Consider the following 26080-nt stretch of genomic DNA (forward strand, 5'->3'; position numbering starts at 1 on the left):
CGGTGAACTTCGAGGAGTACCGCGCTCAGGACGCAACCGGGTTGGCCAAGCTCGTCGCCGACAATGAGGTGACGGCCACCGAGTTGCTGGACGTGGCCAGAAACCGCGCGGCCGCAGTGAATCCGCGCATCAACGCGATCGTGCGTGACGTCCCGGCCTCACCGCGGGATGCGGCCGCGGGCCCGTTCTCAGGTGTGCCGTTCCTGATCAAGGACCTCGCCCAGGATTACGCGGGGTTACCGACGTCTGCGGGATCGCGCGCGCTGATGTCGAAACCCGTGGCCGAGCACTCGGAGGTCGTGCGGCGGTGGCAGGACGCCGGCCTGGTCATCTTCGGCAAGACGAACACCCCGGAATTCGGGGCGAAGGGCATCACCGAACCCGCGGCGTGGGGTCCGGCGCGCAATCCGTGGGACCTCAACCGCACGCCCGGCGGCTCGTCGGGAGGTTCGGCCGCAGCGGTCGCTGCCGGAATCGTGCCGTGCGCAGGCGCCAACGACGGCGGCGGATCCATCCGCATCCCGGCGGCATGCTGCGGGCTGGTCGGCCTGAAGCCCGGGCGCGGCCTGACACCGTCGGGACCCGCGACGGGTGAGTCCATGCACGGCGCCGCGGTCCAGGGCGTCGTCTCCAGGACGGTCCGGGACACGGCGGCGATGCTCGATGTGCTGCGCGGCGGCGAACCGTGGGGACCGTATGTCCCCGGCATCCCTGAGACGCCGTTCGCGTCCTGTGTGGGAGCCGATCCCGGCACGCTGCGCATCGGCGTCCGTGTTGCGTCCGCGATCAACCCGTCTCCGCACCCCGAGGCCGCCGCGGCCGTCGAGGCGACCGTGCAGGCGCTCACCGAACTCGACCACCACGTCGACGAACTTCCGAGCGCCCCCTTCGACGACGCGGCCCTTGCACGGGACTTCCTGCTGACGTGGTTCGTCTACACGGCGTGGGAACTCGATGAGGCCAAACGGGTATCGGGTGCCGGTGATGAATCGTTCGAACGAGACACGCTCATCCTGGCCGCGCTCGGGCGGGCGACGAGCGGCGTCGACTACGTGGACGCCGTGCAGCGGCGCCACGAGCACACGCGCAGGCTGACCACATTCTTCGAGTCGTACGACCTGCTGTTGACACCCGCACTGGCGACGCCGCCGCCAACCATCGGCGAGTTCGACCTACCGGTCACGCTGCAGCGCGCGGCCCACGTGCTGATCAAGACGCGCACGGCGAAGTTGTTGCGGTACACCAAGATCGTCGACGACATGGTGGACAAGAATCTCAGCTGGGTGCCCTACACCCAGCTCGCCAATTTGACTGGGCGTCCGGCGATTTCGCTTCCGCTGCACTGGACGGCGGGCGGGCTGCCGCTGGGGGTTCAGTTCGTCGCGCCGCTTGCAGGCGAGTCCACGCTGATCCAGTTGGCCGCCCAACTCGAGCAGGCCCTGCCCTGGGCCGATCGCGTCGCCCCGATCTAACCGCCCGACATCCGCTGCCGCAGCCTCGCCGCCTGCACGGTGAGATGGTTGCGCTCGGCGATGTTCTGCGCCTTCGCGGCCGCCTCGACGTAAAGTTCAGCGGCCGTGGCAATTTCGCCCGCACGCTCGTGCAGGTACGCGGCCGCTGCGGTATAGCGCGGAAGTGCCGGATCGAGCTCGGCCAGCGCGGCGAGCCCCGCTTGCGGCCCGTCGGCCTCTCCGACGGCGACCGCGCGGTTGAGCCGCACTACCGGGCTGCCGGTGAGGCGGACCAACTCGTCGTACCACTCGACGATCTGCACCCAGTCGGTCTCGTCGGCGGTCTGCGCGTCGGCGTGCAGCGCGGCGATCGCGGCCTGTGCCTGGTACTCCCCCAGTCGATCCCGGGCCAGTGCGGCCTGCAGCACGGCCACCCCCTCGCCGATCAGGTCACGGTGCCACAGCCGACGGTCCTGCTCGGCGAGCGGCACCAGGCTGCCGTCGGCGCGGGTGCGGGCCGGGCGGCGCGCATGGTGCGTTTGGCCCTGCTGATCCGTTGCGCCATCGTCGCTTCCGGTACGAGGTGGGCCTGGGCGATCTGGCGCGTCGTGAGCCCGCCGACCGCCCGCAGAGTCAACGCGACCGCCGACGCGGGGCTGAGGTCGGGGTGTGCACACAGGAAGTACAGCCTCAGCGTGTCGTCGACGGGCACGGCCGGTCCGGGTGCCGGTTCGTCGACGGCCTGCTGCTCGCGCCGGTGCCGGGCAGCATCGGAGCGGGTGAGGTCGATGAACCGGCGCCAGGCGGTGGTGATCAGCCAGCCCTTGGGGTCGTCGGGGGGCCGGGCCGGCCAGGTCTCGAGGGCGCGCAGCAGCGCCTCCTGAACGGCGTCCTCGGCGGTCGCGAAGTCCGCACCGCGGCGGACGAGGGTCGCCAGGACCGCGGGGATCAGGTTCCGCAGCGCCGCCTCGTCCACCGCGCCGGGCCTCACTCGGTGACCGTGGGCGGCGCCGTCAGGAACGGCCGGAGTTCGAGCCATTCGTGGATCGGCCGCCCGCCCGCGCCCGGAGCCGCCGACAGTTCCCCAGCCAATTCGACCGCGCGCTCGTAGGAATCAACGTCGATGACCATCCACCCCGCCACCAGATCCTTGGTTTCGGCGAAGGGGCAGTCGACCACCGGCGGATTGCCCTCGCCGTCGGAACGCACCCATGCGCCCTCCGGCGCCAGGGCCGCATGCGTGACGAACTCGCCGGTGCTCTCCAGTCGCGCCGCGAAATCGTTCATGTACCTGATGTGCGCCTCGATCTCCTCGGGCGTCCACCGGTCCATCGGCACGTCGTTGACGCCGGCCGGCGCGCCTCGGTAGTGCTTGAGCAGCAGATACTTGGCCATGGTTCTTCCTTTTGTCGTTCGGGTCGCGACCCTAGTTGGTCGCCCACCCCTGGGACGGAGCCATCGCGCGATTCTCGACATCGATCGGCTCGGCCGGCCCGTCACCTGGCTAGGGTGCAGCCATGAGCCTCGTGACCTACGAGTTGGACGAACACATCGCGACCATCACCCTCAACCGCCCCGAAGCGCGCAATGCGATCAACGGTGAGGTGCGGCGCGGCCTGAACGCGGCGTGGGAGCGGTTCCGCGACGACGAGGACGCCTGGGTCGGCATCCTGACCGCCAACGGCGACGTCTTCTGTGCAGGCGGTGACCTCAAGGACGGCGAAGGTTCGGTCGGCACCTTCGGCGGCACGTTCTGGGAGAAGCCGACTATCAACTCGTTCGAAAGCGGTATGGAGCTGTTCAAGCCGACGATCGCCGCGGTCAACGGCCCCTGCATCGGTTACGGCCTGACGGGCGTCCTGTTCTGCGATTTCGTGATCGCCTCCACCACAGCCACTTTCGCGTTTCCCGAGGTCTCCATCGGCGTCCCGACGATCGTCGGCGCGATCCGGCTGCCCGAGCGGGTCCGGTGGGCCGACGCCATGGAGTTGCTGCTGACCGGCAAGCCGATCGACGCCGAACGCGCCAAGGAGATGGGGCTGGTGTGGCGGCTGGTCGAGCCCGCCGATCTGCAGGCCGAGGCGCGGTCCTGGGCGGCGACGCTCACCGAAGCGGCGCCGTTGGCGCAACGCGCAACGAAGGAGGTGGCCTGGCGCACCGCCAACATGGGTTGGATCGAGTCCGTCCGCTTCGGGGAGACGATGCGCAAGGTGGCCGCCGCGACCGACGATGTGCGGGAGGGGCTCACGGCCTGGCGGGAGAAGCGCCCGCCGCGATGGCGCGGCCGCTGAGGCCTACTCCGGACTCACGACTCCTCGGCTTCCTCCCGCTCGTCTTTCAGCCGTTCCTTGCTGCGCAGCAGGCGAAGCAGCGTCACCAGCAGCAGGCCGCCGACCACGTTGCCGACGATCGTGTATCCGAACCACTTCAACCAGTCGACGTAGCCGAACGGGGCGCCGCCGATGAGTGCTCCGAAGATCAACAGCGAGTCCAGAATCGAGTGGAACATCTGTAGCCCGGCGAGCAGGAATCCGCCGGCGACGGCCGCGGCGATCTTGCCGAACGTCGAATCCGTGCCGTGCTGCATGCGCGTCATCAACGTGATGACCATGCCGCCCAACAACGACAGCGTCACCGTCTCCGCCGACAACGGCGCCGTGGCGAAGTGGCTGGCCGACTCGACCGTCTGCTCATGCAGTTTCGGGTAGGCCGTCACGATCAGCCACATGATCGCCCATCCGCCAATGAGATTGGCGATCAACGTCCCGCTCCACAACTTCAGCAGCTGTGCGACGCTCGCGCGTTTGGCGACGACGGTCGTGACCGGCACCAGGAAACCTTCGGTGAACAGCTCGCTGCGACCCAGCAGCATCGCGAGGAACCCGATCGAGAACGCGACGCCGGCGAGCAGCTGGTTGTGCGTGGCGGTCAGCACCGACAGATATGCGAGCACGCCGACGGCGACCTCGGTACCGCCGAAGAAGCCGGTGACCAGGACTTCGCGCCACGTCCGGTGAAGGCGCTGCGTGCCCTCGTCGACCATCCTCTGGAAGGCGCCCTCCAGCTCGTCCTCGATGGGACTGTCCGTATCGCCTATCTGGCGCTGACGGGTCTCGCTCATGTGGGTCCTCCGCTTCCGTGACGGTCAGGGGTACCCGGCTTGCGCAGCGCCGAAGCAAAGCGCGGCGGTGGCCGGTTTTTGCGCCGAGGGTCATTCAATGCGTTTTCGCACAGCCCTACGCGCAAAAACGGCTCGCAGTCCCAACATTGTGGATCGGCTACAACGGTCGCCCTCGATGTTGTCGAGCATCGGCAAACCCTCAGCAGGCGATCCGGTTCACCATTGGAGAAACACACGCAATCGCAGACAGCGAGAGGAGAGCACGGTGCATCGCCAGGGTGGCCACGATCAGCGAAGGACGGCCGTCCAGCGGGCTGACGAGCAGGAATGGGCCACCTTCACCCTGCGCCTCCCCCGCCTGCCCGTCCTGGTGCGCCTGAAGGGGCGCGACCCCCTCGTCCGCTCTGTGGACCGCGTTGAGGCCCTGATCCTGACCTTGGCGATCGCCGTGTCGCTGATCGCCGTGCCGATCGCAGGCGCCATCGGTACATCGCTGTTCGACGCGAAACGTTCGGCCTCCCACGCGGCGGTGGAAGCGGTGACGGCCGGTTCGCTCGTCCTGTTCGCGGTTCTCGCGGCCGTGACGGCCGTCCTTCTCGTCACCCGCGCCGTTTGCAACCGCATCCGCTCCGCCAGGTGGCAGCGAGGGCTCGACAGCCTGGTCGACGGCCGCGAAGGCCAGAGCCGAACGCAGTAGCGACGGGGCCGGTTGCAGGTAGCCCCCATACCGATCCCCGCCACCGCTCAAAAGGGTTGGCCGTCAGCATGGCTGACAGTCGCGCCCCCTTCGAGGAACGTACTCGTCGTACCCGTCAGCACCGCCAAGGAGACGATGAGATGTCCACTCCCACCGCCGAAACCACCGCGTCTGCGCTCGAGAGGTTCACCGCGGCCGTCGCCGGTCATGCCGACATCGTCACCGACGGTGCAACGCTGACCGACCGTGGCCACGACTTCTGGGGAGTGGGCGGTGACGCCGAACTGCTTCTGCGCCCGCACAACCGCAACGAGGTGGCGGCGATCATGCGGCTCGCCACCGAATTCGGCATCCCGGTCGTTCCCCGCGGCGGAGCGTCGAACTGCTCCGGCGGCATGATGCCCGCCACCGGGCGGGTGCTGCTCGACCTGTCGGCATTGAATCAGATCATTCACATCGACACCGAAAACCATTGCGCCCGCGTCGAACCCGGCGTCATCAATTCCGACCTCCAGGAGCGCCTCGCGCCGCACGGACTGTGCTTCTCACCGGACCCGGTGTCCGCACATCTGGCCACCGTCGGGGGCAACCTCATCGAGAACGCCGGTGGTCCACACGCGTTGAAGTACGGCGTGACCTACAACCACATCCTGGCCGCCGAGGTCGTGCTGCCCGACGGGTCGACACGCACTCTGCGCGCCGACGACGACGGCCCGGACCTGCTCGGCGTGCTCATCGGATCCGAAGGGACGCTCGGCATCGTCACCGAGGTGACGGTTGCGCTGCGACCGATCGCCGCCGTCACCCACAGCCTGATGGGTGCGTTCGCGACCGCGCAGGAAGCCGCCGACACCATCGCCGCCATCATCGCCACGGGCGTCGTGCCAGCCGCGGTCGAATGGCTCGACCGTGACGGAATCGCGGGGCTGCAGCAGTTTTACGACACCGGTTATCCCCTCGACGCCGACTCGATCGTGCTGATCGACGTCGATGGCAGCGCCGCCGAGGTCCGGCGCGACCAGCAGATCGTCGAGAAGGTGCTCAGGGAGCGGGCCACCGAGGTCCGCGTCGCAGAGAACGAACAGGACCGCGCCAAGCTTTGGTACGGCCGCCTGCACGCGCCCGACTCGGTCGTGCAGAGCGGTAAGGGATTCTTCATCGGTGACGTGACCGTGCCCCGCGACCGCATCCCGGAGATGCAGGCCGCCATCCAGGCCACCGCGGCACGCCACTCCGACGGGCTGCTGTTCATCGCCGTGTGCGGCCACGCGGGCGACGGTGACCTGCACCCGACAACCTTCTACGACAAGGACAATCCGCTCGCCGCCTCGGCGCTCGAGGCCGCGAACAACGAGATCATCGACGCCGCACTGAAACTGGGCGGCACCATCACCGGCGAACACGGTGTCGGCACCGAGAAGATCCCGTTCATGACCAAGCGTTTCACCGCAGTCGAGATCGCCGCCCAACGCTCCATCAAGGCGGCGTTCGACCCGGCCGGACTCCTCAACCCCGGCGTGATGCTGCCCGAGCCATCACCCGACGAACCCGACACCGACTCCTTCGGCGCCGCCGTGCGCAGCGCCATCGACGGGACCCTGCAACCGGATCCGGCCGCGCCGTTGACCACCGGCGGCGACACCGGCATCGACGTCAACCTCGGCAACCTCAGCCTGACCGTCGGCGCCGACGCCACGCTCGATCGGCTCAACCGCTTCCTCGACGAGCACGGCGTCACCTGCGGCGCGGTGCCCGCTTCTGGCGGCGACCGCACCATCGGCGAACTCGTCGCCACCGCGGCCGGCGCGGAGCGGATCGCGGTCCGGCACGCACTGCTGGGCGCCGACGTCACGGTCGTCGACGGCCAGACGCCTGCCCGCTTCGGTGCCGAGACCATGAAGGACGTCGCAGGCTACGACACCAAGCGGCTCTACATCGGCGGCCGCGGCGCGTTCGGCGCCATCTCCCGGCTGATCTTCAAGATCGGGGTGAAGGCGTAGCGGGCGCCCCGACATGTCCCAAACGGAAACCCGCCGGTGTCCCGATTCGTGATTTACACCCAGCCGCCGGAGTCCAACGATGGTCCCAGCTAGCTGGAGAGGCGGTTGGGATGACGATCAGTGTGGCCGAGCGCGCGGAGCTGCGCACGGCGGTCCGCGAGTTGCTGGGTGACAAGTGCACCGAAGACGACGTGCGCCGGGTGATGACCTCGGACGACGGCTTCGACCGCGAGCTGTGGCGTCAACTCGCCGAACAGGGTGTGCTCGGCATGCTCGTCGAGGATCGACTCGGCGGTCTCGGATTCGGGGCCCTCGAACTCGAGGCCGTCGCCGAGGAGACCGGCGCGGCGCTCCTCCCGGCGCCGTTCATCTCCAGCGCGGTTCTGACCGTGGCGCTCGTGCGGGCCGCAGGCTCCGACGACGACAAGCAGCGGCTGCTGCCGGGGCTCTCCGACGGCACCGCGATCGGCACGGTCGCGATCACGGGGCGGTCCGGTTCGTGGACGGTCGAGGGCGTCGACGTCGAGGCCGCCGCGGACGGCACCCTCACCGGCGAGGCGCACTACGTCACCTGGGGTCAGGTGGCCGACGTCGTGCTCGTGGTCGCACGCACCGCCGACGGTGTCGGCGTATTCGAGGTGGCACCCGGCGCGGCGGGTTTCTCCCGCACGGCGGTATCGGTTTTCGATCCGACGGTGCGCTTGTCGACGTTCACGTTCGCGGGCACACCCGCGCGCCGCCTCGGCGCCGCGGGCTGGGACGCCGTACAGGAGGCCCTCGACTACGCCGTCATCGCCTCGGCCGGCGAGCAGGTGGGCGGCTCCCGCCGAATCTTCGACATGACCGTCGACTACCTCAAGACCCGCGTCCAGTTCGGCCGCCAGATCGGGAGCTTTCAGGCGCTCAAGCACATGGCCGCCGATCTGCTGATCGAGGTCGAGAACGCGACGTCGGCGGCCCAGCACGCCGCCGCCGAAAAGTCCACCGGCAGCGAAACATCCGACGGGGCGGTCGCTTTGGCGGGCTTCGCCTGCGCCGAGGCCTACGAGACCATCACGATGAACGCCATCCAGATGCACGGCGGCATCGGATTCACCTGGGAGCACCCCGCCCACCTGTTCCTGCGCAGGGCGCGAACCGGCCTACAGCTGTTCGGCGGTCCGCGGCTGCATCGCGAGCGCTACCTCGTCTCGAAAGGTGCCTGATATGACTTCTCAGCTTCCCACCGCCGACGAGCTGCGCGCCGAAGTCCGGGAGTGGTTGCGCGACAACTGGACTCCGCTGCCCAAGTCCGATGACCCGTGGGCGTCCTCCCCGGAGCGCATCGCATGGCTGGAGAAGGTGCTCGACGCCGGATACGCGGTGCCGACCTACCCCACCGAGTGGTTCGGCCGTGGCTACCCGAGCGACCTGGCCGCCGTCATCGGTCAAGAGTTCTCGGCGATCAAGGCGCCGGGATCGCGGCAGGACAAGTACAACATCCCGGCCAACACCGCGCTCAAGCTCGGCACCGAGAAGCTCAAGGGCGACCTACTGCGCGATTTCCTGGTCGAGCGGTCGCGCACCTGCCTGCTCTACAGCGAGCCGGGCGCCGGCTCCGACCTGGCCAGCGTGCGCACCACCGCGGTCCGCGACGGCGACCAGTGGGTGGTCAACGGGCAGAAGGTGTGGACGTCGGGCGCGCTGACCGCCGACTACGCACTGCTGCTGGCCCGCACCGACTGGGATGTGCCCAAGCACAAAGGCTTGAGCCTGTTCATCATGCCGATGAAGCAGCCCGGCATCGAGGTGCGCCCGCTGGTGCAGATCACCGGCGAATCCCACTTCAACGAGGTCTTCATCAACGACGCGACCGTGGCCGACGACTACCTGTTGGGTGGCGAGGGCAACGGCTGGCGGGCGCTGCAGACCGCGCTGGCGTACGAACGCTCGATCATGGGCGACAGCGCCCGCGGATCCCGAAGCCGCAAGGCCGACAGCCTGATTGAGCTCGCCCGCGAACATGGCGTGCTCGACGACCCCGCCGTGCGCTACCCACTGGCCAAGGTGCTGGCGATGCGCGAGCTCAACAAGCTCAACAACGCCCGCGCGAAAGCCAGTACGTCGCAAGGTACGTCGAGCTCGATCATGTCGCTGGGCAAGCTCGCGATGTCGAAGATCCTGCACACCGAGGCCGCGATGAAGACGCAGATCATCGGCGCGCAGGCCCTGTTGGCCGGGCCGGAGAACCCGGTGGCCGATGACGTCAACTTCCTGACGCTCAACGCATTCTTCACCTCGATCGGCGGCGGCACCGATCAGATTCAGCGCAACATCATCGGCGAGCGAGTGCTGGGGTTGCCCAAGGAGCCCGAGGCCGACCGCGACATCCCGTTCCGTCAGGCCCGCCGGAGCTGACGCGGTGTCACACAGCGCCGCATACGATCCCCCGCTGTCCGGAACCCGAATCCTCGATCTGAGCTCGGGACCTATGACGGCAGTCGGCCGCCTGCTCGCCGATCTCGGCGCCACCGTGACCGCGGTGCAGATGCGCGGTGTCACCGAAGACGTCGCTGTGGGCCCGCACGTCGGCGGGGTTCCGGTGCAGACCGCGATCAACCGGCACGGCATGGCGCCCATCGCGCTGGATCTCTCGACCGTGGTCGACCGCGACCGGTTCGCCGAAATGCTCGGTAGCGCAGACATTCTGATCGAAAACACCCGGCCGGGGTCGCTCGCCGAAGCGACGCTGGCCGTGCGTGAGATCCGCAGGCAGCACCCGTCGCTGGTGATCCTGTCGCTCAGCGACTTCGGCCGCGACAACGACTACCGCACCTGGCAGGGCAGCGGCCCGGTGTTTCACGCCTTGAGTAGCGAGCTGTCCCGGTCCGGCATCCCGGGCCGTGAGCCGCTGGTCCCGCCAGCCGAGTTGCCCTATCACGTGGCCGCCGCGCAGGCCGCGGTGATGACCGTCGCGGTCTACCTGGACCGCTTGCGCACCGGCGAGGGAGACCTGATCGACTTCTCGATCCTCGACGGTGCGATGCAGACGCTCGATCCGCCGTTCGGGTCGGCCGGGAGTGCGTCGGCGGGCGTCGCGGTGAGCGTGCAGCAACGCGACTGGGACGCCGAACGCCAGCGTTATCCGATCATCCCCTGCAAGGACGGCCACGTGCGGATCTGCATTCTGGCCAAACGGCAGTGGCGCGGGATGTTCACCTGGATGGGCAGCCCCGAGGAGTTCGCCGACCCGTCCTACGACAAGCTCGGAAAGCGTTTCCGCTCACCGCATCTGCTCGACGCCATCGCCCGCTTCTGCGCCGACAAGACCCGCGCAGAACTCGAATCGCAGGGGCAGGCCCACGGCGTGCCGACGGCGGCCGTCCTCACGCTGTCGGAGGCCTTGACGGCCGAACACTTCGGTGCCCGCGGCTTTTTCCGCGACGTCGAGTTGGCCCCCGGCGTCGTGGCCCCGATCCCGGTCGGGGTCACTGAGATCGACGGACACCGGGCGAGCGCACTCGACATCTCGTCCGAACGCTCCGAACGCCTCACCGCAGCCCCGTTGTTGGCGAGCCGCCAGCGCCAGGGCGAAGGCCGCCCCCTGGAGGGTATCCGGGTGCTGGACCTCGGCGTCATTGTCGTCGGCGCCGACACCGGCCGGCTTTTCGGTGATCTGGGCGCCGACGTCGTCAAGATCGAACACTCCGCCCACCCCGACGGGCTGCGCGTCGGCAAGCTCACGACGATGACCCAGCCGTTCGCCGCGGGCCACCGCAACAAGCGCTCGATCGGGCTCGATCTGCGCACGGAGGAAGGCAGGGAACTCGCGCATCGCCTGGCGCGGATCTCCGACGTGGTGCTGACGAATTTCAAACCCGGTGTCGCCGAGGCGTTGGGCATGGACCACGCGACGCTGCGGCGGATCAACCCCGGCGTCGTGGTGGTCGACAGTTCGGCGTTCGGCCCGACCGGTCCGTGGGCCAAACGCCTGGGATACGGGCCGCTGGTCCGCGCTGCGGTCGGGTTCACGAACCAGTGGGTGTATCCGGGCGAACCGGATACCTTCTGCGACACCGTCACCGTGTACCCGGACCACGTCGCGGCCAGGATCGGCGCCCTGTCCGCGATCGCGCTGCTCCTGCGTCGCGAGCGCACCGGTGAGGGCGGGTCGGCGAGCGTCGCCCAGGCCGAGGTGATGTTGAGCCACGTCGCCGCCGAGATCGCCGCCGATGCCCTCGAGCGCGCCGGGCACACCCGCTCCGGTGCGCAACCGCGTGGGCCGTGGGGGCTGTTCCCCGCGGCCGGGGACGACAAGTGGATCGCGATCACCGTTCGCGACGACGCCGACCTGCAGGCGTTGCGGTGGGTCGTCGGCCTGCCCGGCGACGGCGAGGTGGACCCCGATGCCGTGCGCGCGTGGACCGAACGGCATTCGCGGACCGAGGCGATGGAGAAGCTGCAGGCCGCGGGCGTGCCGGCCGGTGCCGTCATGCACGCCGACGAGCTGCCGTCGTGGAGCTACTACGAGCAGCGGCGGTCGTTCCGCGAGGAACTCCACCCGCACGGAGACGTCCCGTTCACGATGGAGAACGTGCAGATCCACTGCGATCACGTGGCCGACCCGCCGCTGCGCCAAGCCCCACTCATCGGCGAGCAGACCGCTGAGATCGCCGCGGAGCTCCTCGGCCTGAACGCGACCGAGATCGAGGCGCTGCACAGCCGCGGAGTGTTCGAGACGACAGACGTCGACGCAGCGGTCTGACCGGGACGCGCCGGTGATCTCGTAGCATTCGGGGTGCACGGGCACCCCGTTCGAGACCGGCAGGAATGGACATCGACTTCACCAGGCTCAGGTACTTCGTCGCCGTCGCCGACGAATTGCACTTCAAACGGGCCGCGGACAAGTTGATGATCACGCCGCCCCCGCTGAGCAAGCAGATCAAGCTCCTCGAAAAGGAACTCGGTGGACCGCTGTTCGAACGCGGATATCACGAGGTGCGGTTGAGCCCGCTCGGCGAGCGGCTGATCGGTCCGGCCCGCGAGATCCTGCGGCAGGTCGAGGAGTTCAAGGCCACCGCGATGCAGGGGGCGCAGGGTTCGGTGCCGCTGCGGCTCAGCGCCACCGCCTATGCGCCGTCGGACCTCCTCGCCCAGCTCGAGGCGGTGCTGGCCGACCTGCCCGGGGCGACGGAGTTCACCGTTCCGGGGTCGGGCACCGAGGTCGCCGCCAAGCTGATCGCCGGACAGGCCGAACTCGGCCTGATCCACCTGCCCGCCAGCGACAAACGCCTGCGCCACAAGGTGGTGGCGAGCTACCAGGGCGCGGTCGCGGTGCGGTTCGACGATCCGCTGGCCGCCAAGGACCTGGTGGTGATCGACGAGTTGCGCGACCGGGAGGTCGTGATCGACTTCGCCCGGCCCAATCCGGTGGTGCTGGCGGGATTGACGCGGCGCCTCAACAGCCGCGGTGTGCATCGCATCGTCCGCGCGACGACGAACCAGCGCGGAGGCGAACTCGAGATGGCCACGCAGGTGTTCAACCGGCACCTCGTCGCGCTGGTGAGCTACGCACCGGATTCGCTGATCGGCAAGATGTTCTCCCCGCCGGAGTTCAAGTTGATCCCGATCGACGAGACCAACTGGGCCCCGGCGCGTATCGCGCTGGCGTGGGTGCCCGAACGGCTCCGAAACCGGCTTGCCGAGGTCGAGTCGGCCGTCGAGCAGATCGCCGACCGGCTGGGGCCGGTGCATCGGGGTGCCTGAGGCTTCTCTCGCCGACGTCGCAACAGGACTCGGCACCGATCTCGACGCGCTGTTTGCGGCGTTCGCCGCATGGGCCGAGGCGAACGGCACGGTACTGTATCCGGCGCAGGAAGAAGCGCTGATCGAGTTGGTCAGCGGTGCCAACGTCATCCTGGCGACCCCGACCGGTTCAGGGAAGTCGTTGGTCGCCACGGGCGCGCTGTTCGCGGCGCTGGCTCGATCCTCGGCGGGGCGTAGCCGCAGCTTCTACACCGCACCGATCAAGGCGCTGGTCAGCGAGAAATTCTTCTCACTGTGCGAGGTGTTCGGCGCGGTCAACGTCGGCATGCTGACCGGCGACGCCGCGGTCAACGCCGACGCCCCGATCATCACATGCACCGCCGAGGTGCTGGCCAATATCGCGCTGCGCGAAGGGGCCGACGCGGACATCGCGTTGGTGGTGATGGACGAGTTCCATTTCTACGGCGACCCGGACCGCGGATGGGCCTGGCAGGTTCCGCTGCTGGAACTGCCGAAGGCCCAGTTCCTGCTGATGTCGGCGACGCTGGGTGACGTCTCGTTCCTGCGTGACGACCTCTCCCGGCGCACCGGCCGGCCGACTGCGCTGGTGGCCAACGCCGAACGTCCCGTGCCGCTGTTCTTTTCGTATGCGACCACTCCGATGCACGAGACGATCGGTGACCTACTCGAGACCGGGCAGGCCCCGATCTACGTCGTGCACTTCACCCAGGCCTCGGCGCTGGAGCGCGCGCAGGCGCTGATGAGTGTCAACGTCAGCACCAAAGACGAGAAGGCCGAAATCCGGGAAATGTTAGGCGCATTCCAGTTCTCCACGGCCTTCGGCACGACGCTGTCGCGGCTGGTACGACACGGTATCGGAGTGCACCACGCCGGGATGCTGCCGAAGTACCGGCGGCTGGTCGAACAGTTGGCGCAGGCCGGCCTGCTCAAGGTCATCTGCGGGACCGACACGCTGGGCGTCGGCATCAACGTGCCGATCCGCACGGTGGTGTTCTCGGCGCTGTCGAAGTACGACGGTATCCGCACCCGGTTGCTCAACGCCCGCGAGTTCCACCAGATCGCCGGCCGGGCCGGACGGGCCGGCTACGACACCGCGGGTACCGTAGTCGTGCAGGCGCCCGACCACGAGGTGGAGAACCTCAAACAGTTCGCCAAGGTCGCCGACGATCCCAAAAAACGCCGAAAGCTGGTGCGACGCAAGGCTCCCGAGGGCATGGTGCCGTGGAGCGAGTCGACGATGAATCGGTTGATAGAGGCCACGCCCGAACCGCTGACCAGCAACATGCGGGTGTCGACGGCCATGATCCTCGACGTCGTCGACCGTCCCGATGACCCGTTCGAGGCGATGCGGCGGCTGCTGACCGACAACCACGAGCCACGCAAACGTCAACTGCACCACATCCGCGAGGCCGTCGGTATCGCGCGGTCGCTGCTGCAGGCCGGTGTGGTGGAGCGCCTCGACGAACCCGGACCCGACGGCCGCAGGTACCGGCTGACCGTCGACCTCCCCCCGAACTTCGCGTTGTATCAACCGTTGTCGACCTTCGCGCTGGCCGCCGTCGATGTGCTCGATCCGGCGTCGGAAACGTTCGCGCTGGACGTGGTTTCGGTGATCGAGGCGACGCTGGAGGACCCGCGCCAGATCCTGGCGGCGCAGCTGAACAAGGCGCGAGGCGAAGCCGTCGCGGCGATGAAGGCAGAAGGCATCGAGTACGACGAGCGCATCGTGCTGCTCGACGACGTCACCTATTCCAAGCCGCTCGAGGAGTTGCTCGAGCACACCTTCGAGGTTTACTTGCAGAGCAACCCGTGGGCGGCCGACGCCCGGCTGTCTCCGAAGTCGGTGGTACGCGAAATGTGGGAACGCGCCATGACGTTCCGTGAATACGTCAGCGAGTACGGACTGACCCGCGCCGAGGGCGCGGTACTGCGCTACCTGTCCGACGCGTACAAGGCGCTGCGGTCCGGGGTGCCCGCCGCGGCCAGGACCGAGGAGCTCACCGATATCGTCGAGTGGCTCGGCGAGCTTGTCCGCCAGGTGGATTCGAGCCTGCTCGACGAATGGGAGCAGCTGACCGACCCCGACCAGCCGAACGACGCCCCCGCCGCGGTGCCGGCCACGCCGCGCCCGCTGAGTGGCAACCAGCGTGCGTTCACGGCGATGGTGCGCAACGCCTTGTTCCGGCGCGTGCAGTTGTTCGCTCGGCAACGCTGGAACGAACTCGGCGCGCTGGACAGCGGTTCGGGATGGACCGCGAAGCGCTGGGAGCAGGTCGGGGGAGACTACTTCGACGAGCACGCCGACGTCGGCACCGGCGGCGACGCTCGCGGTCCGGCGCTGCTGATCATCGAGCGTGAGCCTGAGGTGTGGCGGGTGCGGCAGATTTTCGACGATCCAGCGGGCGACCACGACTGGGGCTTCACCGTCGAGGTCGACCTTGCGGACTCCGACGAGGCCGGCGCGGTCGTACTGCGGGTCATCGACGCCGGCCGCTTCGACTGAGCGACCCGGATCGGTCACTACCGAAGCCCACGGATGTTCGGTGCAGGAAGTCGACAGCGGACGTCGATCCGGAGAAGTCCATGGCCATACCGACGAGTTCTCCCTCATCGCGAAGGGCGCCGAACCGTTCCGCCGCGCGGAGGCGCGCCTCGTCGATGTCGCTGACGAAGACCTCGGGTGCACCCCCGCCGGGTGGCCGGTTCGTCGCGGGGCGTGAGCGTCGTCAGACTGCGGCGAACCGCTCCGACGGCGCGGCCGAACGGCTCGCGGTCATCGCTTCCCCGAGGCACCACACCGCGACGCCGATCAGGACCAGGTCTTTGAGCAGGAACTGGCCCGGCAGCCCGGACAGCACCGGGATCGGGCCCGCATGCGTCGAGACCACACCGGGGGTCGTGAACAGGAAGCTCAAGGTTCCGACGAACAGCACGACGGCCATCGCGCTGCCCGCCGTAGAGGCGCGGGCCGAAACCGGGCGCAGCGCAATGAGTATCGCGGCGATGATCTCGGCCGTGCCGAGCGCATAGGCCACCGTCGTCACGCTGAAGATGTCGTACACCCAGCTCATCAGCGGGCTGTGCTCGATGAGCGTGCGGCTCTCCATCTTCACGTATTTGCCGACGCCGATCCAGGCGAGCACCACGACGAGGCCGTAGCGGCAGATCGCCCGGCCCAATACGGTGATCCGCGTTGCGGTCAATGCTCCTCCTGCTGCGCTCGGCCGTGATCCTCGGCGATGGCGGCCAGCAATCCGTCGAAGTCGTCGGCACACGGACCGCAGGCCCGCAGGTGTGCCATCACACCCGGAAAGCGCTGCGCCCTTTCGTCTGCCGGTACCTCGGCGTAGATGTGCAGAACCTCCATCGCCTCCTCGCAACCGACGTCGCGGGGATCGGTGGCGAGGAACCGGTGCAGGCGGGTCCAGTCGGTCACGATGTGTCCAATGCGGCGCGGTCGGTCAGATACTCATTGGCGACCAGGAACTCGCGGATCTTACGTCGCGCCTCGAAAACGGCTTTGTAGACTGCGTTTCGGTTCACGCCGCGCGTGATGCACAAGGCATCGAGCGGTATGCCCTTGACGACGATGTCGATGAACATCTGTCGTTGACGGTCGGTGAGGGTAGTCTCGACGGCGCGCCTGATTGCGGCGGTGAGCTCGGCGGTCTCGGCATATTGGCTCGGATCGACACCGAACCGCTCGGGCAGCCGGTTCCAGTCTTCGGTCTGCAGGGCCACCGGCGGGTCGCGCCAATAGTGGCGGCCGAGCTTGTTGGCGACCTCGAGGATCACGAACTTGTAGGCCCACGTCGTGAAGCGGCTCTCACCGCGAAACGTCGCGAGCTTGTCGAGCACGGCGACGGTGGCATCCGACGCGGCCTGCTGTGCGATGTCGTCGAGTTCAATGCCGCTGATCCGCGTTTGCCGTCGCCGCACCTCGCTGTGCGCGGCCCGCAGCAACTGCCCGTGCAGTCGGGCGATCGCGGTCTCGCGCCGAGGGTTCGCGGAGTGGAGCAGGCGCAGCCATTCATCGGACTCGGCGTCCACCCGCACTCCTTTCCTGAAACGACGTGGGTCCTCTCGTTTCATTGGCGTCGCCGTCCGCCGCCGTCTTACCTCGATCCGAGTTTTTCCCACATGCACCCGCATGTGCCTACCGCCGGACACCAATCTGCACTACCCCGCGCTCACCGTCTCGGCTGACGGGCTTGGCTGATGGTGCGATTACCGCCGGCCGCTCGGGGGTATCGCAACGAGCATGACATCTCCAAACGAGAATGTAACGCCGGAGCCTGCCGAGAGTGCCGAGGACGTGCTGTCTCCCGCGACCCCCGGCGCGGAAGGGTTGCCGCTGCCCGATGACGCCGTCGAGAAGCCGTCGGAGCAGTAGCCTGCCGGAATCATCTCCGGTGGCGTGGCGTTGAACGGCTTCGTGGCCGTTCAGAAGTTGTTTGCACCATTGACCATCGGCTCATTGACCGTTCCGAACCGGTTCGCGATGGCGCCAATGACCCGTCAGGCCTCTCCGGACGGTGTCCCGGGGGCCGATGTGGCCGAGTACTACCGCCGCCGCGCCGCCGGTGGCGTCGGGCTGATCATCACCGAAGGGATCCGGCTTCCGGACGCCGCCGCCGGATACCCGTACTCCATCCCGACACTCGCCGGACAGGACGCGGTGGCGGGCTGGGCGCGCGTCGTCGACGGTGTGCACGCCGAGGGCGGGACGATCGCCGCGCAGCTGTGGCACCAGGGCGCGCAGCGCGACGACGCCGATGGTGTCGCGCCGGTCAGCCCGTCGGGTGTCGACGGCCACGGTCGGCCCAGGGGGCGTGCGCTGGAGGCCGACGAATTGTCTCGAGTCGCCGATTTGTACGTGCAGAGCGCTGAGGCCGCCCGAGACGCCGGTTTCGATGCTGTCGAGCTGCACGGCGCCCACGGTTACCTACTGGACGAGTTCTTCTGGACGCGAACGAATCTGCGCACAGACGAGTATGGCGGATCTCTCGCCGAACGCACGCGTTTCCCGTCGGAGGTCGTCGCCGCGGTGCGGGCCGCCCTGGGGCCGGGATATCCGATCATCTTCCGCTTCTCGCAGTGGAAGGGCACCGACTACGCGGCGTCGATCGCCGCCGATCCCACCGACCTTCTCCAGCTGCTGACCCCGTTAGCCGACGCCGGGGTCGACGTCTTCCACCCGTCGACGCGCAGGCACTACGTGGCCGGATTTCCGGATCACAACCGCGAACTGAGCCTCGCGGGCTGGACGAAGAAGGTGTCGGGCCGTCCGGTGATCGCGGTGGGCTCGGTCGGCCTGGAAACGCAGTTCCGCAGCGAGCGGCGGGGCGAGGTGATTGCGCCGGCGCCCGTCGATCGCCTGGTCGAGCAGTTCGAGTCGGGCGAGTTCGACATCGTCGCGATCGGTCGCGCCCTTCTCGCCGATCCGGCGTGGGTCAACCGGCTACGCGATGGCCGACTCGACGAGTTCGCCGGATACGACCCCGAGGTCGCGCTGGCGGAGCTCGCCTGACCGGTCCCTGCGCGAAACGCCACGTCGGCGTCGTGGTGCTCGGCCTGATCGCCGACAGGTATCCGCCCGGCGTCACTGGGACAACGCGTCGATCACCGCTTTGAGCTTGCTTCCGACTTCTTCGGCGATCGGCTTGAGTCCCGGCTCCTCTGTGACGTCGACCAGCAACTGCGGATTCATCGCTTCGATGAGCGTTGTCTGCGGGTCCTCTGGGTCGCTGCGGACCACGACGTTGCACGGCAGCAGTAGACCGATCTGACGTTGCACGTCTATCGCCCGGTGCGCCAACGGCGGATTGCACGCGCCGAGGATCAGGTAGTTCTCCATGTCCTCGTCGAGCTTGTTCTTCAGCGTCGCTTTCACGTCGATCTCGGTCAGTACACCGAAGCCTTGCTCAGCCAGCGCGTCACGTGTGCGGGTGACCGCATCGTCGAACGATGTCTTCAGGCTCGTGGCCAGTGCGATGCTCATGATGGCTCCCGTGGTCGTCGGAATGGTCAGGCCAGTGCGAGGAAGAGTTTCTCGAGTTCCGCCTCGGTCATGGGCTTCTCATTACCCTCTTGGTCGCCGGTCATGCATTCCCGTAGACCCGTCGCGACGATCTTGAAGCCGGCACGATCGAGCGCCCTAGAGACAGCCGCGAGCTGAGTCACGACGTCCTTGCATTCGCGGCCCTGCTCGATCATCGCGATCACGCCGGCGAGTTGTCCTTGCGCGCGCCGCAGCCGGTTGAGCACGGCGCCGATGGCCTCTTGATCACCAACCATGGTGGTTCCTTTCGTCTGTGGTCCACATTACCCGTGGGGGTATGGACTGCCCCCTTCAACGCGGCGGCCGAAGGCGAAATTCCCTGGTCGCGGCGGCTGCCGGAGCGCTGAAAAAGACCGATCCGGCTCCGGAATAAATACCGCGGGGGGTACGGTAGATAATACCGAGGGGGGTATACGCTTCCTCGTACGTTCTCGAAGAGAGGTCTCATCATGTGTTACGCAGTCCGATGTCCGTCCTGCGGCAAGACGACGTGGGACGGCTGCGGCCAGCACGTCGACGAGGTGATGCGGTCGGTACCGACCGCACAGCAGTGCCGCTGTGAGCGGACCGCGGGGCCCGCGCCTCGCCCCGCGCGCGGGTTCTGGCGCCGGTAACGGGTACAGGCCTTTCATGGCGTTGGCGGCAGGTGTAGGTCTCGGTGCGCTGATCGGCGTACTTCTGGGCCTTCTCGGTGGCGGGGGCTCGATACTCGCCGTTCCGGCCCTCGTCTACGGCATGGGCATCGGCGTCGAACAGGCCATTCCGATCTCGCTGATCGTCGTCGCCACCGCGTCGGCGGTCGGTGTGCTGCCGAAGATTCGCGCCCGACAGGTCCGGTGGCGCATGGCCGGAATCTTCTCGGCGGCCGGTATCCCCGCGACGGTCCTCGGCAGTGCCATCAGCAGACACCTGCCGGAGTCGGCGCTGCTGATCGGGTTCGCCGTCGTGATGGTCATCGCCGGGGTTCGCATGCTGATCGATCAGGGCCATACCGGCACCGCTTGCGAGGTGCGCGCCGGTCAGGTCAATTGGCGCCGCTGCGCGCCACGATCGATCGGGGCCGGCCTTGTCGTGGGCTTGCTGACCGGGCTGTTCGGCGTCGGTGGCGGATTCCTCATCATTCCGGCGCTCGTGGTCGTACTCGGGGTCGAAATGTCCACTGCGATCGGCACTTCGCTGCTGATCATCGTCGCCAACTCCGTGGCCGGCATCTTCTCGCATCTTCACGGCATCAGTGTCGACTGGTCGCTCACCGCGGCATTCGTCGCAGCGGCGATGGTCGCCTCGCTCGCCGCCGGATACTTCGGCACCAAGGTCGACACCGACCGTCTGCAGCGCTGGTTTGCCTACCTCGTATTCGCCGTCGCCGCTTACGTTCTCGTCGACACCATCTTTCTACGATGACAACAGAAGGAGAACCAATGGACGTCTCGATCATCGAAACCGCCGGACTCGGTGACCGCAGTTATCTGATCAGCCACGGTGACGTCGCCGTTGCGATCGATCCGCAGCGCGACATCGACCGGGTGCTCACGCTTGCCGATGATCTCAAGGTGCGCATCACCCACGTGGCCGAAACGCACCTGCACAACGACTATCTGACCGGTGGACTCGAACTGTCGCGCACCGTCGGCGCCGAGTACGTGGTGCCCGCGGGCGATGATGTCAACTACCCCCGTCGCGCAGTCAGCGACGGTGAGGTGATCGACGCCGGACCCATCCGTCTGGAGGCGATGCACACTCCGGGCCACACCCATCATCACATCAGTTATGTGCTGCGGGACGACACCGGCAAGGTCCAGGGCGTCTTCACCGGTGGTTCAATGTTGTTCGGCACCACCGGTCGTACGGACCTGATCGGCGCGGAGGACACCAAGGAACTCACCCATGCGCAATATCACTCGGTGCGCAAGATCGCCGATCATCTGCCCCCCGACACACCGGTCTACCCGACTCATGGTTTCGGCAGCTTCTGTTCGGCCACACCGGCTTCCGGTGATGAATCAACGGTCGGCGAGCAACGACGGTCCAACCCGGCGCTCACACAGGACGAACAGAGCTTCGTCGACGAACTGCTCGCCGGACTTTCGGCCTACCCCGCGTACTACGCGCACATGGGCGTCATCAACAGTGAGGGTCCGGCCCCAGTCGATCTGACGCCGCCCGAGCCGATCGATCCGGACGAACTGCGCCGCCGACTCGAGGCCGGCGAATGGGTGGTCGATCTGCGCAATCGGAGGGCCTTCGCGGCCGGACATTTGCAGGGAGCGTTCGGTTTTGAGTTGTCCGGCTCCTTCGTCAGCTATTTCGGCTGGCTCTATGAGTGGGGTGCGCCGGTGACGTTGATCGGTGAGTCGCCGGATCAGATCGCCGACGCAAAACGGGAATTGGTGCGTATCGGCGTCGACCGACTGACGGGTGCGGCCACCGGTGACATCGACGATCTGAGCGATGGAATGCCGCTCGGTTCCTACCCGGTCGCGGATTTCGCGGAACTGGCCGACCAGCGCCGCGCGGACGCCGTGGCGGTGCTCGATGTGCGACAGAGCCACGAGTACGAGTCCGAGCACATTCCGGGAGCGCGCAACATACCGTTGCATGAGCTACCCGAGCGGCTCGGCGAAGTCCCCACCACGACGGTCTGGGTGCATTGCGCGTCCGGATATCGGTCCTCGATCGCGGCGTCGATACTCCATCGCGCGGGCCACGCCGTCGTGCTGATCGACGACCACTTCGACAGGGCGAAAGAGCTCGGCCTCACCGCGGCGGACGATAACTAGGGTTCGGAAAGCGCGGCAAATGGGCATATCCCGCATGTCTCTCGAAGGAGGAGCTCATATGGTCAGCCGTACCGTCGACGGCCGTTCGCCATCCGCGTGGCTGTTGCCCCTTGTCGTGGGCCTGGCCACGGCGGCCACACTCGTCGTCAATTATCTGGCCAACGCCCTACCGATCAACGGCCAGACCACCGGTGACGTCACCCGCCGCTACGAGGTGTACTTCGTGCCTGCCGGTTACGTCTTCTCTATCTGGAGCGTGATCTACCTCGGGTTGATCGCATACAGCGTGTACCTCGGCGTCGCACTGACCCGGGGCCGTGCCGACAGCGGCGCCGCGCGCGCCATCGCCCCCTGGTACGTGCTGACCGCGGTGGCCAACTGTTGTTGGCTGTTCGCGTGGCATCACAACCGGTTTCCGCTGAGCATGCTGCTGATGGTGGTGCTGCTGATCGCCCTGATCATCATTTACCGCCTGCAAGCCTGCAGCCCGCCCACCTCGACGCTGGAGCGCTGGACGGTGCACATCCCGTTCCGCGTGTACCTGGGCTGGATCTCGGTCGCGACGATCGCCAACGCGACGATCACCCTCGACGACGCGGGGTGGTCCGGCTTCGGGCTCTCCGAGCCGACATGGGGCGTGATCATGATCGCGGTGGCGGCCGCCCTTGGCGTGGTGATGAACCTGCTTCACCGCGACGTCGCCTACGGGCTGGTGATCGTCTGGGCGCTGGTCGGTATCGCGGTGCGCCTGCACGACACCACGTCGATCCTGATCGCCTCGTTGACCGGTGCGGCCGTGGTGGCCGTGGTGGCCGCCGCCGTCGCAGCGAGTGTGCGCCTGCGTACGCGCGCGCCGAAAGAGTCCGCGAAAAACCGTACGCTCGCGAACTAGTCGGCTAAGACTGAGCCATGCCGGATCTCAGCGCACGATCACCTCACGCGCCCACCGCGTTCCGGTACCCGGGGCTCACCGGCCGCCGCGCTCGCCTGCGAAATGTGGTGAAGCGACTCGTGCGTGTGGACCTGCTTCCCTCCGAGGCCACCGCGCGGGCGTTCATCACGGGCCTGAACGCGGGTGACCCCGTCGCCGAACGCTTCGTCGCCGAGACCTATCACGGTGAGCTGGGCGCCAGGAAGGCCCGCGATCTCGTCGAGACGGCGCAGCGGGTGGGCATCGACAACGTCGCCGAGGCGCCCGCATCGATGCGGGCGCTGTTCGAGGAGTTCGAGCAGCTGCCCGACTGGGTCGATCCGCAGCTCGTGGAGGAAGGCGCGGCGGTCTGGCGCCGTTGGGCCTACGCGTTGGGGGCGCTCGGAAACGCCGGCACCAACGACACCTACACCGAGGGCTGGCTGGCGGTACCGCTGTCGCTTTCCGGCGGCTATGCCGGGCAGCGCGCGCTGCATCGGTACCTGGAGACGTCACGCTGGTGGATCGAGGTCTGCAGACCCGGAGCGATCCTGACGCCAGGATCGCTGGGCCGCAACATCTCTCTGCATGTGCGGATCATGCATGTCAGCGTCCGCGACCGTGTCAAACAGCATCCGGAGTGGGACGCCGAACGCTGGGGGCTGCCGATCAGCCAGTCGGCCATGCTGCTGACTCTGTTGGGCGGCAGCGTCGCACCCGCTTTCGGTCTGTTCCTTCTCGGGCACCTCACCTCACCGCGCGAGATGCGGGCCGTTCTGCACTTCAACCGTTACTGCGGGCACCTTGTCGGGGTTCGGTGCGACGGGTACTTCCCCGAAACCGTTGCCGACGCGTGGCGGATTCTGTTCATGTCCGACGCGGCCCGCAGCTACGACAGCGGAGACAGCGGCACCGAGCTCGTCCAGTCCTTCGTCCCGGCCTTCGCGCCCGCGCCGGCGTACCGGGGCCTGGAGCGGCTCCGCGCCGAGTACCACTACCGCCTGCAGGCCGGGTATCTCGGCTTGTACATGCTGCCCTGGAACCGCCGCCGCTACCGGCTGCCATCGGCCCTGCCGGGAATCGCGTTGCTGCTCAGCCGGTTTCCGGTGGTCCTCGCATTGGAGATCGGTCGCCGGTTGTCGTCGACGCTGGACCGCCGCTGGCAGCAGTACAACCTCAAGCGGTGGGAGGGCTGGCTACAGTGGCAATCCGCCGGTAAGGCGGCGGCTTTCGAGGCCGCCGTGCCCTTGCGTCGCTGATCACGCCCTCGACTGCACGAGCGACGGGCTTCCGACCCCGATGGTGATCTTCGGAGCTGCCGCGGGGTCGAGCCAGGTCAGCAGTGTGCGCATCTCGTCGCGGCCGATGCCCACGCACCCCCAGGTCGGGTTGCCGTCGGTTACATGGAGGAAGATGCCAGAGACCTTCCCCGGGATCCGTTGCGGGTTGACGGTGATGTTGACGGCGTAATCGTAGACGGGACCGGAGTCGTACAGGTTCTCGGCGATGGAGGACGGCTTGCGTGGCGAACGGACGCGGGTGTTGTAGGTCGGTGAGTCGGCATCCTCGTCCCACCAGTCCTGGTTCGTGGCCTGAAAGTACGGCATCTTGGTGCCTGGGTTTGGTTGCCGGCCGAAGGCCTGGTCGAAGGTGAACGTGCCGACCGGTGTTCGGTGCACACCGTCGGCGGGGGCGCCGACACCCAGCGCGCCCACTTTGGCGGGTGTCGGTCCCAGAACGGGTTTCCACTGCCCTCCGGTCTGCTCGAAGGCGGTGAGCGTTCCCGAGGTGGCACTGGCGGCGGGCACCCCGACGACGATCCACTGCGTCGTCTGCACGGCAGCAGCGGCAGGTTGGGCTTGGGTCGTTGCCGGTGCCGCGAGCGGTAGCGACAGGAGCGCAACGCCGAGGCACGCCAGCGTCTTTCGCAGTTTCACGTGGTACCTCGGGATGGGGATAAGTCACTCGAATGTCGAATCGAGCCATCGTATCCGCGATATCCGGCCCAACCCTGCGGTCGAAACCCGTTCGCGGCCAAAGCGAGACCGTGTCGCTACTTGGTGCAGCCGGTTGCTTTGATCCCGTGTCCAATACTTGTCGGACCCTTTTGTGATGATGTGGTTATGGTTTCGCTCGCTTCTCCGGATGCTCGGGTTGTGGTGGGCCCTAAGCAGCGTTTGGGTCAGCTCTATGAGCAGTTGGCCGAGTTGTCGGGGCAGCGTAATGCGATCGATGGGCGCATCGTGGAGATCATCGCCGAGATCGACCGCGACGGGCTGTGGTCGACCGCCGAGGGTGTGCGATCGGTCAAAGCGCTGGTGGCCTGGAAACTGGGGATGTCTGATGGCACCGCCACCAAGGTGGCCGCGGTGGCGCATCGTTTCGAGGAGTTTCCCCGCTGCACCTCCGAGATGCGCGAAGGCCGGTTGTCGTTGGATCAGGTCGGGGTGATCGCCCAATACGCCGGCGCGGGCTCTGATGGGCACTACGCCGACATGGCGGCGGTGGCGACGGTCAACCAACTACGGTTCGCGATCAAACTCGAACCGCGCCCCGAACCCGAACGCCCCGAACCGCGCCGCGGTATCAGCAAAACCGTCGGTGACGAGTTCACCACCTACCGCATCACCCTGCCCACGATCGAGGCCGCCAAGCTCGACGCCGCCCTGCAGTCGCACCGCGACGCGCTGATCGGCGAACACTTCGCCGATCACGGCCCCGATGCGGTCGGCGACGATTACGAGCGCCCCGCCGAGGGTGACTGGCAGTGCCGCGTTCCGTTCCCGACGGTGACCGATGCGTTCATGCGCCTGGTCGAGACCGCGTGGGATGCCGAGGTGGCCCGACGCCCGCATGATCAGCACAGCACCGTCATCGTGCACCTCGATGTCGACACCCCCGCGGCGTGGCCGCACCTGGGCCCGGTGCTGTCCGAGGCCGATCGGCAATTGTTGTTGTGCGACACCGGCTGTGAGGTGTGGCTGCAGCGCCACGGCCAGGTGATCGGGTCGGGGCGCTCGACGCGGGTGATCAGCCGCCGACTGCGCCGCGCGCTGGAGTACCGCGACCGCACCTGCCGCGTCCCTGGATGCGCGGCGACCCGTGGGCTGCACGCTCATCACATCCGGCACTGGGAGGACGGCGGGCCCACCGAACTGGACAACCTGGTGCTGGTCTGCCCCTATCACCACCGGTTGCACCACAGCGGCGAGATCACCATCACCGGCCCCGCCGAGCACCTAATGGTCACCGGCCGCGACGGCAAACCGCTGAACCTGTCTCTTATACACATCT

Annotated in this window: 28 protein-coding genes; 18 read left to right on the forward strand and 10 right to left on the reverse strand. The window is 67.6% G+C overall.

Annotated elements, in window-relative coordinates; all coding sequences use genetic code 11:
• Positions 1 to 2 precede the first annotated feature (2 nt).
• Positions 3 to 1472 (forward strand): amidase, encoded by a 1470-nt coding sequence (locus tag A5752_RS07785; RefSeq protein ID WP_067083956.1) that lies wholly within the window; start codon positions 3 to 5, stop codon positions 1470 to 1472.
• Here the strand turns inward: A5752_RS07785 and A5752_RS28265 are convergent.
• The 3 genes from A5752_RS28265 to A5752_RS07795 are packed head-to-tail and all read right to left on the reverse strand — an operon-like array spanning position 1469 to position 2846.
• The gene (locus A5752_RS28265) at positions 1469 to 1942 is read right to left on the reverse strand and encodes an RNA polymerase sigma factor (RefSeq protein WP_502686697.1); all 474 of its coding nucleotides are present in this window, start codon (positions 1940 to 1942) and stop codon (positions 1469 to 1471) included. The genes A5752_RS07785 and A5752_RS28265 overlap by 4 nt on opposite strands.
• The gene (locus tag A5752_RS28270) at positions 1897 to 2490 is read right to left on the reverse strand and encodes a sigma factor (RefSeq protein WP_502686698.1); all 594 of its coding nucleotides are present in this window, start codon (positions 2488 to 2490) and stop codon (positions 1897 to 1899) included. The genes A5752_RS28265 and A5752_RS28270 overlap by 46 nt, the downstream gene beginning before the upstream one ends.
• A complete protein-coding gene (locus A5752_RS07795) occupies positions 2439 to 2846 on the reverse strand; it encodes a YciI family protein (protein WP_067083958.1) in 408 nt (135 codons plus the stop codon). Before A5752_RS07795 ends, A5752_RS28270 begins: the two co-directional genes overlap by 52 nt.
• Positions 2847 to 2968: 122 nt before the next feature.
• Between A5752_RS07795 and A5752_RS07800 the strand changes: the two genes are divergently transcribed.
• Entirely contained in the window at positions 2969 to 3742 is a 774-nt protein-coding gene (locus tag A5752_RS07800) for an enoyl-CoA hydratase/isomerase family protein (protein WP_067083960.1), read from the forward strand.
• Between the two features lie 14 nt (positions 3743 to 3756).
• On the opposite strand, the gene A5752_RS07805 is transcribed toward A5752_RS07800, so the two are convergent.
• Entirely contained in the window at positions 3757 to 4572 is an 816-nt protein-coding gene (locus A5752_RS07805) for a formate/nitrite transporter family protein (RefSeq protein ID WP_067083962.1), read from the reverse strand.
• Between the two features lie 265 nt (positions 4573 to 4837).
• Between A5752_RS07805 and A5752_RS07810 the strand changes: the two genes are divergently transcribed.
• The 8 genes from A5752_RS07810 (at position 4838) to A5752_RS27440 (ending at position 15755) form a co-directional block, all read left to right on the forward strand.
• The gene (locus tag A5752_RS07810; protein ID WP_067083964.1) at positions 4838 to 5269 is read left to right on the forward strand and encodes a hypothetical protein; all 432 of its coding nucleotides are present in this window, start codon (positions 4838 to 4840) and stop codon (positions 5267 to 5269) included.
• A gap of 140 nt (positions 5270 to 5409) precedes the next feature.
• Positions 5410 to 7269 carry an FAD-binding oxidoreductase gene (locus tag A5752_RS07815; RefSeq protein WP_067083966.1) on the forward strand — a complete coding sequence of 620 codons (1860 nt, stop codon included), beginning with the start codon at positions 5410 to 5412 and terminating at the stop codon, positions 7267 to 7269.
• 110 nt (positions 7270 to 7379) lie between these two features.
• Complete coding sequence (locus A5752_RS07820; RefSeq protein WP_067083969.1) at positions 7380 to 8474, forward strand: acyl-CoA dehydrogenase family protein; 1095 nt, start codon at positions 7380 to 7382, stop codon at positions 8472 to 8474.
• 1 nt (position 8475) lies between these two features.
• Positions 8476 to 9666, forward strand: a complete 1191-nt coding sequence (locus tag A5752_RS07825) for an acyl-CoA dehydrogenase family protein (RefSeq protein WP_067083971.1) — start codon at positions 8476 to 8478, stop codon at positions 9664 to 9666.
• 4 nt (positions 9667 to 9670) lie between these two features.
• Positions 9671 to 12013 (forward strand): CaiB/BaiF CoA-transferase family protein, encoded by a 2343-nt coding sequence (locus A5752_RS07830; protein WP_067083973.1) that lies wholly within the window; start codon positions 9671 to 9673, stop codon positions 12011 to 12013.
• 65 nt (positions 12014 to 12078) lie between these two features.
• Complete coding sequence (locus tag A5752_RS07835) at positions 12079 to 13014, forward strand: LysR family transcriptional regulator (protein ID WP_067083975.1); 936 nt, start codon at positions 12079 to 12081, stop codon at positions 13012 to 13014.
• Positions 13007 to 15538 (forward strand): DEAD/DEAH box helicase, encoded by a 2532-nt coding sequence (locus tag A5752_RS07840; RefSeq protein ID WP_067083977.1) that lies wholly within the window; start codon positions 13007 to 13009, stop codon positions 15536 to 15538. The genes A5752_RS07835 and A5752_RS07840 overlap by 8 nt, the downstream gene beginning before the upstream one ends.
• A 40-nt stretch (positions 15539 to 15578) precedes the next feature.
• The gene (locus tag A5752_RS27440) at positions 15579 to 15755 is read left to right on the forward strand and encodes a hypothetical protein (RefSeq protein ID WP_156613694.1); all 177 of its coding nucleotides are present in this window, start codon (positions 15579 to 15581) and stop codon (positions 15753 to 15755) included.
• Positions 15756 to 15761: 6 nt separating this feature from the next.
• On the opposite strand, the gene A5752_RS07845 is transcribed toward A5752_RS27440, so the two are convergent.
• Genes A5752_RS07845 through A5752_RS07855 form a run of 3 tightly spaced genes read right to left on the reverse strand, consistent with a single transcriptional unit; the run spans position 15762 to position 17187 of the window.
• A complete protein-coding gene (locus tag A5752_RS07845; protein WP_067083979.1) occupies positions 15762 to 16238 on the reverse strand; it encodes a DUF417 family protein in 477 nt (158 codons plus the stop codon).
• Positions 16235 to 16471 (reverse strand): hypothetical protein, encoded by a 237-nt coding sequence (locus A5752_RS07850; protein WP_067083980.1) that lies wholly within the window; start codon positions 16469 to 16471, stop codon positions 16235 to 16237. The genes A5752_RS07845 and A5752_RS07850 overlap by 4 nt, the downstream gene beginning before the upstream one ends.
• Positions 16468 to 17187, reverse strand: a complete 720-nt coding sequence (locus A5752_RS07855; protein ID WP_231983353.1) for a sigma-70 family RNA polymerase sigma factor — start codon at positions 17185 to 17187, stop codon at positions 16468 to 16470. The genes A5752_RS07850 and A5752_RS07855 overlap by 4 nt, the downstream gene beginning before the upstream one ends.
• 109 nt (positions 17188 to 17296) lie before the next feature.
• Here A5752_RS07855 and A5752_RS28155 point away from each other — a divergent pair, with 109 nt between their 5' ends.
• Together A5752_RS28155 and A5752_RS07860 are read left to right on the forward strand one after the other, a co-directional pair.
• Positions 17297 to 17428 carry a hypothetical protein gene (locus A5752_RS28155; RefSeq protein WP_286150377.1) on the forward strand — a complete coding sequence of 44 codons (132 nt, stop codon included), beginning with the start codon at positions 17297 to 17299 and terminating at the stop codon, positions 17426 to 17428.
• 42 nt (positions 17429 to 17470) lie between these two features.
• On the forward strand, positions 17471 to 18565 hold the full coding sequence (locus A5752_RS07860) for an NADH:flavin oxidoreductase (RefSeq protein WP_067084018.1): 1095 nt from the start codon (positions 17471 to 17473) through the stop codon (positions 18563 to 18565).
• A 72-nt stretch (positions 18566 to 18637) separates the two neighbouring features.
• Here A5752_RS07860 and A5752_RS07865 read toward each other — a convergent pair whose 3' ends face one another.
• Complete coding sequence (locus tag A5752_RS07865) at positions 18638 to 19036, reverse strand: DUF302 domain-containing protein (RefSeq protein WP_067083986.1); 399 nt, start codon at positions 19034 to 19036, stop codon at positions 18638 to 18640.
• Positions 19037 to 19062: 26 nt separating this feature from the next.
• The gene (locus A5752_RS07870; protein WP_067083988.1) at positions 19063 to 19332 is read right to left on the reverse strand and encodes a metal-sensitive transcriptional regulator; all 270 of its coding nucleotides are present in this window, start codon (positions 19330 to 19332) and stop codon (positions 19063 to 19065) included.
• 213 nt (positions 19333 to 19545) lie between these two features.
• Between A5752_RS07870 and A5752_RS28275 the strand changes: the two genes are divergently transcribed.
• From A5752_RS28275 to A5752_RS07890, 5 genes are read left to right on the forward strand one after another with little or no spacing between them, the layout of a single operon-like run.
• Positions 19546 to 19710 carry a DUF8730 family Cys-rich protein gene (locus A5752_RS28275; protein ID WP_502686694.1) on the forward strand — a complete coding sequence of 55 codons (165 nt, stop codon included), beginning with the start codon at positions 19546 to 19548 and terminating at the stop codon, positions 19708 to 19710.
• Positions 19711 to 19726: 16 nt separating this feature from the next.
• Positions 19727 to 20500 carry a sulfite exporter TauE/SafE family protein gene (locus tag A5752_RS07875; RefSeq protein ID WP_067083990.1) on the forward strand — a complete coding sequence of 258 codons (774 nt, stop codon included), beginning with the start codon at positions 19727 to 19729 and terminating at the stop codon, positions 20498 to 20500.
• A gap of 17 nt (positions 20501 to 20517) precedes the next feature.
• Positions 20518 to 21876 (forward strand): MBL fold metallo-hydrolase, encoded by a 1359-nt coding sequence (locus tag A5752_RS07880; protein ID WP_067083991.1) that lies wholly within the window; start codon positions 20518 to 20520, stop codon positions 21874 to 21876.
• A gap of 58 nt (positions 21877 to 21934) precedes the next feature.
• On the forward strand, positions 21935 to 22768 hold the full coding sequence (locus A5752_RS07885; protein ID WP_067083993.1) for a TspO-related membrane protein: 834 nt from the start codon (positions 21935 to 21937) through the stop codon (positions 22766 to 22768).
• A gap of 17 nt (positions 22769 to 22785) precedes the next feature.
• On the forward strand, positions 22786 to 24045 hold the full coding sequence (locus tag A5752_RS07890; RefSeq protein WP_067083994.1) for an oxygenase MpaB family protein: 1260 nt from the start codon (positions 22786 to 22788) through the stop codon (positions 24043 to 24045).
• On the opposite strand, the gene A5752_RS07895 is transcribed toward A5752_RS07890, so the two are convergent.
• Entirely contained in the window at positions 24046 to 24723 is a 678-nt protein-coding gene (locus A5752_RS07895) for a L,D-transpeptidase family protein (RefSeq protein WP_067083995.1), read from the reverse strand. It abuts the gene before it with no gap.
• 186 nt (positions 24724 to 24909) lie between these two features.
• Here A5752_RS07895 and A5752_RS07900 point away from each other — a divergent pair.
• The coding region (locus tag A5752_RS07900; RefSeq protein WP_082963800.1) for an HNH endonuclease signature motif containing protein at positions 24910 to 26080 on the forward strand (1171 nt) is incomplete at its 3' end.

It is taken from the genome of Mycobacterium sp. 852002-51961_SCH5331710, from assembly GCF_001665535.1.
Lineage (GTDB): Bacteria > Actinomycetota > Actinomycetes > Mycobacteriales > Mycobacteriaceae > Mycobacterium.